We start from the raw sequence: 12,936 nt of genomic DNA, 5'->3' as shown, positions 1-12,936 counted from the left end.
GCCCGACGCCTCCCTTCTCACGCTAGGGCCGTGACCTGCCGTTTCCGGTGGTACCAGGGGGCTGAACACCACCGGTCAGGTGGTACCGGGGTACTACGACCCGGCGGTGCGCACGGCGCGCCTGTGGTGCTGTGCTGCGGCCGGGCTGAGCCGGGGGGCTTGCCGAGCCTGTGGGTCAGGCCGGCTTGTAGCGGTCGATGATGGCGCGGGGCCGCTCGCGCACAACGGTCAGGGGGAGGCGCGCGGCCCGCCCGCTTCGACTTCGGCGGTGAGCTGGCCTGCCTACATTCCCTCGGATGCCGTCCGGGGTCCGCGGCGGCGCGGATGAGCTGGCGAAGGGCGCCGACGTAGACCTCGTGGTCGACGACGGCGGGCAGGACGGCGCCGAGCCATCTCCAGCTCGTACCGGCCGTCCCTGGACTCCGTGCGCGTGGCGATGGCGGCCTGCTTCGCCGCAGACGCCGTACGGCAGTCACGCCACTGCACCTCGTACTCCTCGCCGAGGAGGCCGGCGAGCTTCGCGCGCACCTGCACTTCACCTACTCGTCTTCGATGGGTCGCAGGGCGCCGGGGTCACCGAACACGATCATGGTGTCGCCGGCCTGCACGGCGGTCTCGGGATCGGGGTTGGGTTCCAGGGCGCCGTCGGCGCGGCGGATCAGCAGGGGCAGCGCTCCGCCGCAAGCCTGTCGCAGGGGCCGGCCCACGAGGTGGGAGCCGGCATCGAAGCGGATCTCCTCGATCCGGACGTCGGAGCTACCGGCCCGGGTGAACTCCAGGAAGTCCACCACGTGCGGGCGGACGGCCAGCAGAGCCATCCGCCGGCCGCTGGTGATGTAGGGAGAGACCACGCTCCTCGCGCCGGCGTGGGTGAGGCGTTCGGCCGACGCCGCCTCCGAGGCGCGCGAGACGATGGCGAGCGAGGGGTTGAGGGAGTGGGCGATCAGGGTGATGTAGACGTTCTCGGCGTCCGAGTCGACCGCGCAGACCAGGCCGCGGGCGTGCGTGATGCCCGCGCGGCGCAGCACCTGCTCGGAGGCGGCGTTGCCGATCAGGTAGGGCGCGCGCTCACGCTGCAGCTGCTCTTCCAGGGCGGCCTTGCTCTCGATGACGACGAAGGGGACGCCCTCGGCCTCGAACTCGCGGGCCACGGCCTGGCCGACCCGCCCGTAGGCGCAGACGATGAAGTGGTCGCGCAGCGTGTCGATGCGGTGCTGCATGCGCCGCCTCCTTCCCGCGGGCCCGAACCGCCCCTCCACCAGTGCTGTCCCGATCAGCCCCAGGGCCGCGACGAAGACCGCGACCCCCACCACCGCCAGCGCGGCGGTGAAGAGCTTGCCGGCCTCGGTGAGCCGGTCGGCGCCGGAGAACCCTTCCGTGGTCAGCGTCATCACCGTCATGTAGACGGCGTCGGGCAGCGAGAACCCGAGCAGCGCATACCCGCCGACGCCGGCTACGAGCAGCGCCAGGAGGGCGAACGCCGCCAGGAGCACCCGCCGGCCTGTGCGTGGCGGCCACACAGCGCCTCCTGACCCTTCGCCTTTGTCTTCAGTGTCCTCGCCGGGCATCGGGGAGCAACACGGAAGCGGTGCGGCGCCGTGGGGGTGGGCGGGGTACGCCGGATGCGCGGTGGACGTACGCCGGGTGGACGCGAAGGGGGCGAAAGGGGCCTGTTCAGTGCAGGATGCTGACGGCCCGCGCGATCACGAGGAGCGAGGTCAGGAGCGCGGAGATGCTCTGGATGGCCATCAGGATCTTGGCACGGGTCGACAGCGGCATGGTGTCGGTCGGGCTGAAGGCGGTGGAGTTGGTGGTGGACACGTACAGGTAGTCCATCAGGGTGGGGACCCAGTCCGAGGTGGCACTCGCGCCGTCGGCGACTTCCTGGACGGCGTCGTCGTTCTCATCCTGGGAGAAACGGAAGTCCGCCAGGGGCAGGGCGGAGCGGGGCGCCTGGGTGCGGCTGACCGGACCGCCCCGGTCCAGCTCCCAGTAGGCCAGCCCGAAGACGATGATGTTGGTGAGCCAGACCTGTAGCGCGGCCACCAGCAGGGACCGGCCGTCCTTCACTCCGGCGTACACCAGTTCGTGGATCAGGATGGCCAGCGCCACGAGGTTGCTGACCGCGATGACGCCCACGAGCGTCAGCGACAGCACGCGGAACGTCTTCGTCTGCCGGGTCAGCCGTTTGGGGTTGATGGCGATGAGCGGGATGAGCAGCAGGCATTCCAGGGCGGGCAGGACGTACCGGGGAGCGATCAGCAGCCGCTGCGGCAGCACCAGGTACAGGGCGATCGCGGCGAGGGTCGCGAGCACCGCCGGAAGCCGTGCCTCCCCTCTGCGCTCATGCCGCGGATGCCGGGCACTGGCTTCCGCCCGCGTACGTGCCATCCCACCCGGCCTTCCGGTCGTTGCCGCAACGGACCGTGCCAACGGCGCCTCGCACACCTTCTGCCGTGCCGGGCGCCGCGCACTCCCAGCATGTACCCCGAAGCACGCGGGCCGTGCCTGTGCGGGAAGGACACCGCCCGGCCGGGTGCCTGCCGGCCGCGCGAGCCGACTTTCGCTGCCCGGGGGTGCGTCCGCTCGTCGAACGGCTTCACCTGGGCAGCGCGCTGGGTGGTCTGCCTGCTGGCGATCGCGACGAACCTGTCCGAGGTCGCGATCACGGTGAGTGCGGCGATGGCCGGCCAGCTCGATGTCGCGGTCGGCAACATCCTCGGCGGGATCGCCATCCAGACGACCGCGCCGGCGGTCCTGGATGCGGCCGGGGTCCGCCCGCGCGCCCCGCTGACCCGCCTTGCGGCCAGTCTGCAGCTGGTCCTGGAGGAAGCCATGGTGGACGACGACCTTCCTGCCCGTCCTGTTCCTGCTCGCCACCGTCATCTCCGGCAAGCCGGTCCTGCCGGCCGCGCACGACACCGACATCTACCTCACCGCCCCCGGGTGTCCGGCGGCCCTGTCAGGCGTTGGCCGGGTGCGGCCCGGGCACCCGTTCACGGTTGTCTGCCGTGAGGGAGCCCGAGACCGTGGTCATCGTCGCCTGCCTGCTACTGCCGGTTGTGGCTGTACTGCTGTACGGCATGGACCGTGTCGAGGACTGGCTGTCGCGCACCCCGCGGCCACCCCGCCACGCCCGTACCCGGCACCTGCGTCTCATCGAGGGCGGCAGGCAAGGCTCTCTGACGCGTCCGCAGACCAGCCGGCGGCGGCCCGCCGCCTGACCGCGGGCCCGCACGCGGAACGTCCCGCTCGTGTCACCGCCACATACGCAGGGCCAGCTGCGGCAGGCGCCTGACCAGCCAGGCGCTGACGAGGCCGATGGCGGCGCCGGCGGCGACGTCACTGGGGTAGTGGGCGCCGGACTGCACCCGCTCCACGGTCACCGGGGCGGCCGGCACCGCGCAGACCGTAGCGGCCAGCGGCCAGGAGGGGGCGACCCCTGCGGTGAAGGCCACAGCTGCCGCGGTGTGCCCGGAGGGGAACGACGAGGAATCGGGCCGGTCCTCGACCTCGTCGTGAGGGATCCATTCCTTGGGTGGCCGCGGCCTGTCACTCACCTGCTTGCACACACCATTGGACACCAGCTCCGCCAAGGTGAGAGCCGCCAGACCGGCTACCGCCGCCTTACGGCCCCTCCACCCGCCGGCCCAGACCATCACCGCCGCGGCACCGCACCACAACTTGGTGCTCTCCGCCGTTTCCTCCACCGCCGACAGCGTGCGGTGAAGCGTCGGTTCCCGCCAGGAAGCCATTCGCTTGGTCAGACGGCGGTCCCTCTCGTGCACTGCGGCCAGCAACCTCATGACCTGCTGGTATCCCGTGCTCACCAGTTCACGCGTCCGTCGCGGTGGGGCTCCCGCAGCGGACCCTCCCGCAGATCCCTTACAGGCGCTCCCGCCGCGTCTGGGGTAGGGACGTCTTCTCGGCCGCGCACCCATGCCTGCGCCTGATCGATAGTCGAGGACCGGTCGCAGGTCAGATGGTGAGGGCTTGGCGGAGTGTTGCGCGGCAGTCGATGACGGCGTCGACGCCGACGATGCTGATGGTGCGCATCACGGACTCGCCGGGTGCGGCCAGACGCAGCCAGCCGCCGGCCTCGCTGAGGGCCCGGTGAGCGGCGATGAGGATGTTGATGCCGCTGGAGTCCATGAAGGTGACCTGGCGCATGTCCACCACGATGCGGGGGCGGGGAGTGCTGGAGGCGTCCAGGGCCTGACGGAGTGTGTCGCCGGTGTGGTGGTCGATCTCTCCGGCCAGGGTCAGCACGCGGATGCCGTCGGTGGCGGTGGTCACGACCGACAGCTGGCCGGCCTGCCCAGCGTGTTCCGTGCCCGTCATCTCTGCCTCAGACATGCCGTGATCCTGGCACACGCAGACCCTCACGCGCAGTGCCGCCCGGTAGGAGCGGTGCCGGTGTGTGGCCGATCCGACAGAAAGGGCATGGCGTGATCCGCGACGGCGCGGGTACGCGCTGGGGGATTGTGTGAACGGGGGAGCGAATGGCGGTTGTGATGGAATCAGACCCGGCGCCGGCAGGCGGCGCGGCGCCGGGCAGGCCGGTCATCCAGACCAGCGTGGCCCTGGTCGGAGACGGCACGGACATCGCCCACGCCCGCCACCTGGCCGCCGGCTTCCTCACCCGGGTCCAGGCCGAGCACGGCCTGCCCGTCTCGCAGCGTGCCATGGACCTCACCCAGCTGGTGGTCAGCGAACTGGTCACCAACGCCCGCAAGTACGCCCCTGGCCCGGTGCTGCTGGACCTGAAGATCATCGGTGACATGATCGAGGTCGTCGTGTGGGACTCCGACCCGGTGCTGCCGGTCGCCCGCGCTACAGACGCCGGCCGGGTCGGCCAACACGGCCTGGAGATCGTCATGGCCGTCGCCCAGGGCTTCGAAGCGCAGCGCGAACCGGTCGGCAAACGCATCACCGCCCGCCTCGCCCTGGCCGACGACCCGGGCGGCGCCATCTCCGGACGCCAGCCCCTGTAGAGCGACCGTCTGCCCCTCAAACGGGACCCGAGCCAACAGCATGCCGAGCCAAGGCCGCCTGCAGTTCCCCCAGCAGGACTTCGGGCAGGGCCGCGCCCTGAGCGGACTTGAGGACGTGTTCCGCGACGCCGGACAGCTTCATGTCGGTGTGCTGTGAGACCTCCCGCAGCACCGTGAACCCGTCACACGGCCTGATCTGGCCCAGCACGGTCAGGACGCCGATGGCCTGGTCGACAGCGGTCCCGGAGACATCGATGAGGACATGGCATACACCGCTTCAGAAGTGGGCGGAGGGCTTGTTCCGCCCCTGCCCCGGTTGCCTCTCGCCATACATTGCAGCACGTCACAGCACGTGAAGCGCGTAGATCGCCTCCCACTGGGCATGCGCGTATGGGGTAGTGGTGGAGTGACGCGGCGGCATGGCAGCGATGACCGTGCCGCCGCATGGCATACCACCCAGTTGGCTGCGGCCGTCACCGGTCAGGCACAGGTAAGAACGGCGGCACGCCCTGGGGAAGAGGACGGAATCGGATGATCGCGGATGACGAATGGGGAGCCTACGCGGCATGCCGCAGCAGTGCCCCGGACGAACTGTTCGTTGAAGGGGCGGCCCAAAATGAAGCGAAAGCTGTGTGCAGCGGTTGTCCGGTACGCACGGAATGTCTGGCATTCGCTCTGGACCGTCGCATCCAGCACGGCATTTGGGGAGGCATGACAGAGCGAGAACGCCGTGCCCTGCTGCGCCGGCGGCCCACCGTGACGTCCTGGCGCAGTCTGCTCGAAGCGGCCCGTGCCGAACATGCACGCCGCGCTTGTTCGGCCGCCGGTGCCTGAAGGCACCGGCACGGCGGCTCACCACCTCGCCTTCAGCGCCGCGCCCTGGAAGCCTTCCTAGAAGGGCTGGGGCGCGGCGGGAGGAACTTGATGATCTGGTCGATATCGCTGGGGCGCAGCAGGGTCGCGTCACCGGTGTGGAGCGGCTCGGGCTGGTGGTGCTGCCACAGCCGGTAGAAGCGACCGTCGGCGTCGTTGAAGCCGAGGTGCCGGTCGCCGTACGGGCTGATCAGGTGGGTGGTGAAGAACAGATCATTCGGGCCCGTCTGCCAGGGCTGTTCCGGCTGGCCCCACACGTCCTCCGTTGGCGTTCGGTGATCACAACATGCCGAGGGTTTCAGCGACGGTCCGGACCGAGCGGGGCTTCCAGCCACTTCGCCCACCAGCCCGGCACCCAGCAGGGCCTTCAGGAAGCGTTGCTCGGACGGGCGGAGTTCCGGTTCGGTCGTCCTTGCCGAAGCGTCCGGCGGGGCCGACGGCCCAGGTGTGGGGGACATTGACGAGCAGGATATCGGGGTAGGTGACGGTGCCATCGTCGGTGGCGAGTTGGAAGAGACTGTTGGTGGTGTCGGTGGCGCGCCAGGTGCCGTCACTGAACGGCGACCCGCGGAAACGTGATCAACTCGGGGGCTCTCGCAGAACTCTCGTAACCCGTCATTTATGAGAATCGCTGTCCGTGACGGCCTTCACGGACAACTACTCAGGATCACGAGCGTCGTCGGCTGCTGGGTTATGTACCTTCGCGGGCAGCAGTGACGAGGATGCCGACCCCGACGAGCGCGAGGAATGAGGAACTGGCGACTTCCAGGGCGCGCGCCACCCGAGGGCGCTTGAGCCATGCCATGGCGCGGGCGGCACCGACGGCGACGGCCGCGAGCCAGATGACGGCGACCACTGCGTCGATCGCGCCAAGAGCCATGACGGAGCCGAAGTCGGCTCCGTCAGCGGTGAGGAATTGAGGGACGACCGCCAGGAAGAAGAGCCCGACCTTCGGGTTGAGCAGGCAGGACACCAGGCCGGCCCAAAGTCCTGCCCTCACTCCGGGAGCTTCGCTCCGGGCGTCCAGCGTGGTGCCGCTGGTTCGGCGCAAGCCTTGCAGTCCCAGGTAGAGGAGGTAAAGACCCCCCGCGACCTTGACCAGCAGGAATGCCATGCCGGCGTCATGCAGCAAGGCACTGACACCCAGTGCGACGGCCAGCGCCCACAGCATCGAGCCCAGGCCGGAGCCGACAGCCACCGCGATCCCGGATCGGCTGCCGTACAGGCTGTACCTGAGCACGAGGAATGTGTCCGGGCCCGGCGTTATCGAAAGGAGCAGGCACAAGCCCGCGAAGGCCAGGAGTGTCGAGGTGGTCACGGGTCACCCTCCGATGGTGATCCCCATCCTCGCACCGTGGGCGCGCACCTCTGCGCGGGCCTGCGCCAGGTCTGCGAGGGTGAGTCCAGGCATGACTGATTCGACGTAATCGGCCATGGCCTGCTCCCGATCGATGATGTCCTTGTCCCGCCACTTGGCTGCGCGCTGCTCGTGCACACGGCGATCGGGAAGGGAGAGAGCCAATTCCTCAGCTCGCGCACGCGCCAGGCCGGGGTCCAGGAGCATGGTGAAGTCGAGCGAGCCCGGTTCGGGCGACAGCACCTCGACATCCAGCGAGGCGATGCTGCCGGCCCCTGACTCGAGCAGCGTCTTCATCGAGTCGACGTTCTCACGCAGCAGTGCCTCGTCCATGCCCAGGTGGCCTATGACGAAGCCCACCTTGAGGAGCAGACCCGTGTTTTTCGCCGCGCGCATCGCTTGGACGTTGTGCTCGAACATGCGGTCGGCGCGGAAGGCGGACTTCACGTCCCGCATGGAGGCGAGCGGCTTCTTCATGGCGTGCAGAGAGGTGGCCGTTCCGGCGTCCAGGCCGACCATCAACTGCCGCACTCCAAGGGAGCGCAGCATGGCGGCGTGCCGCTCGTTGGACAGGCCGTCTGCCCTTGCGTAGCCGACCATGACCGGGCGGTCGTCCTCCGGCAGGGACCGCCACCAGGCGGGCGGGGCTTCCTCCATGTCCCGCAGAAGTCGGCCGAACGTCAACGGCAGTTCGTCTGCGGTCAAGTACAGGTAGTCGTAGCCGCCCTGGTGCGCGGCACGGATCACCTCCCATGCGGCTTCCGCGGAGGGCACGGCATTGCGCCACATGCCGCCGAATTGTATGGAGCAGAAGGAGCATGCATCATTTCGGGCGAACTTGATGCAACCTCGCCCGATTTCGACGGGCATCCCGCGGTGGACCTGCCGCCCGGTCTCTCGGGCGAAGGTGGGCACGATCCGCCTGTTGAAGTTCTCCTGGTACAGCGTGGAGTGCTTGAAGACCCGGTCGATCAGGGTGTAGTCGACCTGCGTGTACAGGGGCTCCGGCTGCTGGGGAGTGGTCACCACGTGAGGTCCGCCGTACCAGCTCAGTCCGGGCAGGGGCTGCGTGTCGATGTCCGCGCCGACACTGAGGGCGGTGATCAGGTTGACGAAGCTCCCTACAACTTCGTTGCCCACGAACGCGTAGTCGATCACCCCGCTCTGTGAGCTCACGCACTCGCGGGTGAGCGCCGTGACGTGATCATTTCCGAAGATCGTGACAATTCGGCTGTTCAGGCTCTTCGCTGCCGAGCAGAGGCCAAGGCCCGCCTCGTACGTCGCGGTCAGGGCGCTGATACATAACGCCAGGATGTCGGAAGCGTTGTCCTCGACGTACTTCAGGACATCCGGCCAGGGAACCACGGTGCCGTCGATGTAGATCGGTTCGACGCGGGGAACGTCACGCAGGGCCGAGACCAGCGTCAGGATGCCCAGGTTCGGAAAGTCGGACCAATCGGTGTGCTCCTCGGGGTTCGTGACCGTGCACGAGGAACCGTCGATCACGGTGTTCGAGTTCGGAGGGCTGACAACAAGAACTTGCATCTGAGCCTTTCGCCCGTGGTGGATCCGCAGGTTCTCGAACTTCCAGCAGACGCTCGTGGTAGACGGCGTCCGCTGCTCTGCGGGAGGTGGGGCCTCAGTGCTGGGCGGCGTATGCACTACCCATATGCCCTTGGATACAGGATGGGCAGCTGCGGGCGGCGTGGGACGGTTGGGAACACGCCGCACCGAATGGTGCCCTGACGTGCGGATATCTAGGTGTAACTGTGTCGTTACACCTAGAAATGAGGCCGAAAACAATTCGGTGGTAAAGAGTCGCCACTTCTCTGGCGAGACCTCGTGCTGCGACTTGTCGCGGTGCTCATGGCCTGCACCATCCTGGTCCGCCTCCTCGACGGCGCCCTGGGGCTCTCCTACCTTCACGGCCAAGGCCTCGGGAACGGCGGGCTGGAGCGCCCCCACGATCGGGGCTGCCGACTGGAACGGGCCCGCCCCGGGTCGGACAGCCGGTGCAGGCCCGAGACGGTCGCCGACTCCCGGTTCCACTTCGCTCCGCCCACCGTCTGCGGGTTCTGCGGAGCCCGCCGCCGCGAGTACTTGAAGTCATCCAGATCGCCGGCCCCGGCCTGCCGCCAGCCCTTGCCCCGTCGCCAACGGATGTATCCCTTCAAAGCGCGTTCAACCGCGACCTTCGTCAGCGGAACGCCGAGAAGCCGGCTGGTGTCATCGGCGAACCTCCACAGGCCGTCGTCCTGGATGCCCGTGTCGGCGATCAGAAGGGTGAGGTGGCTGTCAATCTCGCCGGCACCCAGACCGCGTCACGGCCTGTCGCGGCGGTGTGCCGCCCACTTCCGTTCGAAGTGCGGCACCTGCCTGGACCGCCTTACTCGGGATGGCCGTACGCAAGCGCGGGCGGACGACGGAGCTGACCCACGGCTCGGTCGACGGTATCTCGGCCACCATTCAGGTGGACTACGGCGGCAGCATCGGCCTGCACGCCTTGCGCGACCAGGTGAGCATCACGGCCGCCACGCCCCCTGACGCCGTCTTCTCCGACCACGGTTGACTCGGGTTCCGTCATCGTCGACGACCAAGGGTTGGTGGTGGCGCTACTCTTCGCCGGCGCAGGGTCGAACACGGTCGGCAATCCGATCGCCACCGTACTTCAGGAGCTGAACGTCTCCATGTGTACGGGCGGGCCCGAGGGCCACCACTAGCCACGTACGCAGTCTGCCACGGGTACGGATGCGTCATGGCCTCGGGCGATGCAGACTGTTCATGGAGTGCGAGGCTCAAGCCCCTCCTGACACACCGCTCACACCTCGCTGGACAGAGGCGGGCGACGAAAGGTCGAGTCAGTGGACGGCATACGAGAGCATCGTCGGGCAACCGCCTGGTTGCACAAGACTCGCACCGCCGGGACCAGCGGCTCCTCGCCTGGAATCACATGCCCCACCAGCCGCGCGGTCGTGGCCGCCCTGGGCGACGCGGACGTCGACGACCGGGAAGCACCGAGGCTATACCGCTTCGTGATGGGCGTCGACCAGCACGCCCGTCCTCTGGCCGCCCAAGAGCTGGCGGAGCTGGGGGATCCGATGGCGGAGTTGTTCTTCCGCAAGGGCACCTTCCCGTTGACGGTGCAGGATCTCCTCGCTGGGCTGCCCGAGCCGGCGACGAAAGCGAACCAGTCCGTGTATCTGATCGGTGAGGCCGGGCAGATCCCGCTCGGCTCCGCCCCCGAGCTGCCGCGTGCCATGCGGTTCGCTGTCGCTCGCGCCGCCACCGGCCAGGACGTGGACCTGCTGGTGAGCACGGGGGCGAACGAGGATCCGGCGGCGACGTTTCTGCAGGTTGCCGCCTGGGATGCGGCCGCGAAGGTCTTCAACTACTACATGCGGATCAGCCCCGTGTGGGTGTGGGCGGGCAACTCGTGGTCCGCTCTGGCCCCCGGCTCCCGCGGCCATGGCTGCTTCGACAGCCACATCAATGGCAGCGTCGTGATGAAGGAGCTGAAGGCGCCCTGGAGCAACTGGCAGTCCCAGGCGGCGGGGATTCGGCTGGCCCCGGACGACCCTTTCCGTGACGACCCGCTCTATCAGCAGGTCATCGGTGCCGAGAACCTGGAACTGACCGTCCGTGCGCTGATCAGCCGCTGGACCGCCGCCCGCCTGGCAGCCGTCACACAGGACGGCACCGTGGAGCATCCCGAGCAGCTGATGCGCCATCTGTTCACCACGACCGCCGTGAACCTGGCGAGCACGGCGACCCAGAGTTCGACGATCACCCCCTCCAGCGGTGACCTGCTGCTGCCCCCGAGCTTCTGGCTGAACAGCGATGCGCTCCTGAGTGATCTCGAACTGCCCGTCACGGCCGCCCTTCCTCCCATGGCCCCGGCCGCCCACTACGTTGAGAGCCTTGCAACCTTCGGCTTCTCCCTGGAGGAGAAGAGCAGCGGCTTCTCCCAGCCGGGCGACACCTTCTTCGCTTTCGTCGTACCGGAGCCGGCCTGCGAGGACAACGACGTGGTACGGCAGATGGTGGAACAGGGCCTGATCACGGCCAAGTTCGCCGCCTGCGCGTTCATGGTCGATTTCACCAACCCGGTCTTCAGCCCGGACCGGGAGCAGTTGATGAACCATGTCCCCACCACGCCGACCGCCGTGACCGAGCTCCAGGAACACATCGCACAGGCGATCCTGGAAGCCGCCACGAGTCTGCCGCCCAGCAGCCCTGAACGCCGTTTCGCCGCCGACTGGGTCCTCGCCGACGACACCTGGCCCAAGGCCTTCGCCCAGCGGATCGACGACTATCTCGGTCACATCGGCCAACGAATCCGGGAGTCTGCCGGCTTTGACGACTACGTCCGGCTGGCAGAGTCCCGCCGCCGCGCCTTCAAGGTGATGCGGCTCAACGAGTTCGAGCTGACGCTGCCGACGACCAACATCCCCGCGAGCGCCCCGCGGCTCAGGATGAACGGCGACGGCACGGTCGCGTCCACCTCCTGACAGCCGCCATCCGCGGCTCATCCGCCCCCGGCCACCTTTCAGCGAAGGAGTGCCCCATGAGCCTACTCGCCTCCTACGGCCCGCCCGGACACCTCGACGATCTCGACGCGACCGGCCTGAAGGCCTGGAACATGTTCATCAGCGACCGGGTCGAGAACTCGATCACGGGCCCCCATCCCCATGAGGTGCTCAACGACAGCCCTCGCAGCCAGTTCTACAACCTCACCAAGACCGACACAGCGGCCGACGCCCAGGAGGCCACCGTCACCTGGACGGCCTTCCCCCGTCTGGTCAAGATCCAGTCTCTCGCCGACGCCCAGCGGTGGAAGCGGGGCGACGCCAGCCGGGACGTCCAGGACGAGTACTGCGAGTGGAGCGTCACCCGCAATGCCGCGGGGAAGATCACCAAGGTCATGTTCACCTGCGAGGGCCCCGAGTACTGGCATCTGCTCGCCCAGTCGAACCCCGCCAAGGTTCTTGAGCTCTACCAGAGGCATATCAACCCGAACGTCCAGCACAGCGACCTCTTCGGAGCCACCGGCACCTACAACCCCCGTAACCGATGGAACGACTCCACGACGGACGGCGCCATGCATCTGATCCAGTCCAACAACACCCTGGGCGCCGAGATCGAACTCGCTGCCGCAGCGACCATCGTGCGGGTCATCAACGGCAACGAGCTGACCACCGAGCAGGAACTCATCCACTGCAGCAAGTACGGCGAGCCCGAGCGCAACAGCGACCCGCACATCGGCGGAGCCGTGAACGACCTCGCCCGACAGAAGGCGGACGTCTCCCTCGCCGACCCGGTCGGTCTCTACTTCGACAAACTGGCCACGGACGGCTGGGCCACCCCGGACGGCTCCGATCCCAAGGACTACTGGATCAGGCAGCGCGGCGACGAGACCCACCCTGTGCGGTTCGTCTACGAGGTACCCCAGGACAAGGGCTTCACTGTTGGTGACATCAAGATCAACGGGAAGCGCATCGAGTTCGGCGCGCAGATCGCTGACTTCATCACTATCCGACTGACAGGTGTGGCCTGCCGATTCGGACAGAGCACCACGCAGCCCAAGACCGCCTGCGTGCAGATGGCCCCCGCGCCCGTTGAGCCGGCAGCGGTCGCACAAAACCTCAGCGCGGCATCGGTCCCCGGCTACCGGGCCGCTCCACTCGCTACTTCCTGGACCCGCCGCCGCTGAGC

The 12,936-nt window shown here is 68.2% G+C and carries 15 protein-coding genes; 7 read left to right on the top strand and 8 right to left on the bottom strand.

The genetic code is table 11. The annotated features are described in order from the left end of the window. Positions 1–539 precede the first annotated feature (539 nt). Both ACZ5CZ_RS22405 and ACZ5CZ_RS22400 read right to left on the bottom strand, forming a co-directional pair. Positions 540–1,493 (bottom strand): potassium channel family protein, encoded by a 954-nt coding sequence (locus ACZ5CZ_RS22405; RefSeq protein WP_385845374.1) that lies wholly within the window; start codon positions 1,491–1,493, stop codon positions 540–542. 181 nt (positions 1,494–1,674) lie between these two features. Continuing rightward, positions 1,675–2,316, bottom strand: coding sequence for a hypothetical protein (locus ACZ5CZ_RS22400; RefSeq protein WP_385845372.1), 642 nt, complete (start codon positions 2,314–2,316; stop codon positions 1,675–1,677). Between the two features lie 165 nt (positions 2,317–2,481). Here ACZ5CZ_RS22400 and ACZ5CZ_RS22395 point away from each other — a divergent pair, with 165 nt between their 5' ends. Then, a complete protein-coding gene (locus ACZ5CZ_RS22395) occupies positions 2,482–3,015 on the top strand; it encodes a hypothetical protein (RefSeq protein WP_468945350.1) in 534 nt (177 codons plus the stop codon). Next, positions 3,012–3,224 (top strand): hypothetical protein, encoded by a 213-nt coding sequence (locus ACZ5CZ_RS22390; RefSeq protein ID WP_385845369.1) that lies wholly within the window; start codon positions 3,012–3,014, stop codon positions 3,222–3,224. The genes ACZ5CZ_RS22395 and ACZ5CZ_RS22390 overlap by 4 nt, the downstream gene beginning before the upstream one ends. 33 nt (positions 3,225–3,257) lie before the next feature. Here the strand turns inward: ACZ5CZ_RS22390 and ACZ5CZ_RS22385 are convergent, their stop codons facing one another. Then, on the bottom strand, positions 3,258–3,560 hold the full coding sequence (locus tag ACZ5CZ_RS22385; RefSeq protein WP_468945347.1) for a phosphatase PAP2 family protein: 303 nt from the start codon (positions 3,558–3,560) through the stop codon (positions 3,258–3,260). A gap of 418 nt (positions 3,561–3,978) precedes the next feature. Next, positions 3,979–4,356 carry an STAS domain-containing protein gene (locus ACZ5CZ_RS22380; RefSeq protein ID WP_385845367.1) on the bottom strand — a complete coding sequence of 126 codons (378 nt, stop codon included), beginning with the start codon at positions 4,354–4,356 and terminating at the stop codon, positions 3,979–3,981. 158 nt (positions 4,357–4,514) lie between these two features. On the opposite strand from ACZ5CZ_RS22380, the gene ACZ5CZ_RS22375 reads away from it, so the two are divergent. Beyond that, entirely contained in the window at positions 4,515–4,994 is a 480-nt protein-coding gene (locus ACZ5CZ_RS22375) for an ATP-binding protein (RefSeq protein ID WP_385845366.1), read from the top strand. Positions 4,995–5,010: 16 nt separating this feature from the next. Here the strand turns inward: ACZ5CZ_RS22375 and ACZ5CZ_RS22370 are convergent, their stop codons facing one another. Then, a complete protein-coding gene (locus ACZ5CZ_RS22370; protein WP_468945424.1) occupies positions 5,011–5,250 on the bottom strand; it encodes an ANTAR domain-containing protein in 240 nt (79 codons plus the stop codon). 275 nt (positions 5,251–5,525) lie between these two features. Here ACZ5CZ_RS22370 and ACZ5CZ_RS22365 point away from each other — a divergent pair, with 275 nt between their 5' ends. After that, positions 5,526–5,828: a WhiB family transcriptional regulator gene (locus ACZ5CZ_RS22365; RefSeq protein WP_468945344.1), complete on the top strand. Its 303-nt coding sequence runs from the start codon at positions 5,526–5,528 to the stop codon at positions 5,826–5,828. A 32-nt stretch (positions 5,829–5,860) separates the two neighbouring features. Here the strand turns inward: ACZ5CZ_RS22365 and ACZ5CZ_RS22360 are convergent, their stop codons facing one another. The 3 genes from ACZ5CZ_RS22360 to ACZ5CZ_RS22350 all read right to left on the bottom strand — a co-directional run bounded on the left by ACZ5CZ_RS22360 (position 5,861) and on the right by ACZ5CZ_RS22350 (position 8,730). Beyond that, entirely contained in the window at positions 5,861–6,124 is a 264-nt protein-coding gene (locus ACZ5CZ_RS22360; RefSeq protein WP_468945341.1) for a hypothetical protein, read from the bottom strand. 434 nt (positions 6,125–6,558) lie between these two features. After that, complete coding sequence (locus ACZ5CZ_RS22355; RefSeq protein ID WP_468945339.1) at positions 6,559–7,185, bottom strand: LysE family translocator; 627 nt, start codon at positions 7,183–7,185, stop codon at positions 6,559–6,561. 3 nt (positions 7,186–7,188) lie between these two features. Continuing rightward, positions 7,189–8,730, bottom strand: coding sequence for a B12-binding domain-containing radical SAM protein (locus ACZ5CZ_RS22350; protein ID WP_468945336.1), 1,542 nt, complete (start codon positions 8,728–8,730; stop codon positions 7,189–7,191). A gap of 889 nt (positions 8,731–9,619) precedes the next feature. Between ACZ5CZ_RS22350 and ACZ5CZ_RS22345 the strand changes: the two genes are divergently transcribed. The 3 genes from ACZ5CZ_RS22345 to ACZ5CZ_RS22335 all read left to right on the top strand — a co-directional run bounded on the left by ACZ5CZ_RS22345 (position 9,620) and on the right by ACZ5CZ_RS22335 (position 12,934). Continuing rightward, positions 9,620–9,793, top strand: coding sequence for a hypothetical protein (locus ACZ5CZ_RS22345; protein WP_468945333.1), 174 nt, complete (start codon positions 9,620–9,622; stop codon positions 9,791–9,793). A gap of 403 nt (positions 9,794–10,196) precedes the next feature. After that, positions 10,197–11,732: a hypothetical protein gene (locus tag ACZ5CZ_RS22340; RefSeq protein ID WP_468945331.1), complete on the top strand. Its 1,536-nt coding sequence runs from the start codon at positions 10,197–10,199 to the stop codon at positions 11,730–11,732. 56 nt (positions 11,733–11,788) lie between these two features. Further along, positions 11,789–12,934 (top strand): hypothetical protein, encoded by a 1,146-nt coding sequence (locus tag ACZ5CZ_RS22335; protein WP_468945328.1) that lies wholly within the window; start codon positions 11,789–11,791, stop codon positions 12,932–12,934. The last annotated feature ends 2 nt before the right edge of the window (positions 12,935–12,936 follow it).

The sequence above is a fragment of the Streptomyces sp. NPDC031418 genome (genome assembly GCF_055581605.1).
Note: the sequence above shows the minus strand (reverse complement) of the source record. Positions and strands in the feature narration are given on the sequence as shown.

Excerpts from the sequence above, each read along its gene's own strand:
- ACZ5CZ_RS22395 (WP_468945350.1), top strand. The coding sequence starts at position 2,482 with ATGTACCCCGAAGCACGCGGGCCGTGCCTGTGCGGGAAGGACACCGCC.
- ACZ5CZ_RS22380 (WP_385845367.1), bottom strand. The coding sequence starts at position 4,356 with ATGTCTGAGGCAGAGATGACGGGCACGGAACACGCTGGGCAGGCCGGC.
- ACZ5CZ_RS22375 (WP_385845366.1), top strand. The coding sequence starts at position 4,515 with ATGGAATCAGACCCGGCGCCGGCAGGCGGCGCGGCGCCGGGCAGGCCG.
- ACZ5CZ_RS22365 (WP_468945344.1), top strand. The coding sequence starts at position 5,526 with ATGATCGCGGATGACGAATGGGGAGCCTACGCGGCATGCCGCAGCAGT.
- ACZ5CZ_RS22345 (WP_468945333.1), top strand. The coding sequence starts at position 9,620 with ATGGCCGTACGCAAGCGCGGGCGGACGACGGAGCTGACCCACGGCTCG.
- ACZ5CZ_RS22335 (WP_468945328.1), top strand. The coding sequence starts at position 11,789 with ATGAGCCTACTCGCCTCCTACGGCCCGCCCGGACACCTCGACGATCTC.